At 66.1% G+C, this 1461-nt stretch carries 1 protein-coding gene; it reads right to left on the reverse strand.

Annotation, left to right across the window (positions count from 1 at the left end):
- The coding region (locus tag AB0M52_RS33945) for a condensation domain-containing protein (RefSeq protein WP_363961986.1) at nucleotides 1-1461 on the reverse strand (1461 nt) is incomplete at both ends.

Here is a 1461-nt window from a genome sequence, read left to right on the forward strand (position 1 = left end):
TTCGACGAGGCGCTCGAAGGGCACGTCCTGGTTGGCGTAGGCGGCCAGGTCGGTCCTGCGGACCTGGTCGAGCAACTCGGCGAAGGTCGGGTCGCCCGAGGTGTCCGTCCGCAGCACGAGGGTGTTGACGAAGAAGCCGACCAGGTCGTCCAACGCGTCGTCGGTGCGCCCCGCGACCGGCGTTCCCAAAGTGATGTCGGAGCCCGCACCGAGCCGAGTCAGCAGCGCCGCCACAGCCGCATGCAGCACCATGAACAGACTGACCCGACGCTCACGTGCCACCTCGGCCAACCGCGCATGCAACGACGCCGGCACCACGAACGGCACCGTGCCACCCCGGTACGACGCCACCGCAGGACGCGGACGATCAATCGGCAAACTGATCTGCTCCGGCAACCCCGCCAGCGCCTGCCTCCAGTACCCAAGCTGACCAGCCACCACCGAGCCCGGGTCGTCCTCACTACCCAGCACAGACTGCTGCCACAGCGTGTAGTCCGCGTACTGCACCGGCAGCGCCGACCACCCCGGCATCACCCCCACGGAACGGGCGCGATAAGCCACCGCCAAATCCCGAGCCATGACCGGCATCGACCAACCATCCGCAGCGATGTGATGCACCAACACCAGCACCACATGCTCGGCCGGCGCCAGGCGGAACAGCCACGCCCGCACCGGAATCTCCGCACCAAGATCAAAGCCGTAACGCGCAGCCGACTCCAACTCTCCGGGCAACGAGCCCTCGTCGGTGTCCACCTCAGTCACCACCAACGGCGCCCCATCAGCCGGCAGAATCCGCTGGAACGGGCCATCGGCGTCCTCGACGAACACCGTACGCAAACTCTCGTGCCGACCCACCACATCCGCCAAAGCCACCCGCAACGCAGAAACATCCAGGGCTCCGGTCAGACGGAGCGGAACGAGCATGTTGTACGTGGGGTTCGGGCCCTCAATCCGGTGCTGGAACCACAGGCCGCGCTGGGCGTAAGACAGTGGCACCCGCTCCGGCCGGGACACCGGCACCACCCGGTCACGCACCACGCCCGACTCAGACAACAACCGAGCCAAACCCGCCACCGTCGGCGACTCGAACACCTGCCGAACCGACACCTCCACCTCAAGCACCGACCGAATCCGACTCACCAACCGAGTCACCAACAGCGAATGCCCACCCAAATCAAAAAAACCGTCATCGATACCAACCGACGAAACCCCAAGCACCTCCGCGAACAACCCACACAGAATTTCCTCCCGCGGCGACCGCGCCACCCTCCCCCGACCCGCCACGAACTCCGGCTCCGGCAACGCCGCCCGATCCAGCTTCCCGTTCACCGTCAACGGCAACTCATCCAGCGCGACAACCACCTGCGGCACCATGTAAACAGGCAAACGATCCGCCACCACACCACGAGCCCACACCGGATCCACCGACGCCGGCGTCACATAACCAACCAGCCGATCCCC

The organism is Micromonospora sp. NPDC051296, assembly GCF_040682255.1.
Taxonomy (GTDB): domain Bacteria; phylum Actinomycetota; class Actinomycetes; order Mycobacteriales; family Micromonosporaceae; genus Micromonospora; species Micromonospora craterilacus.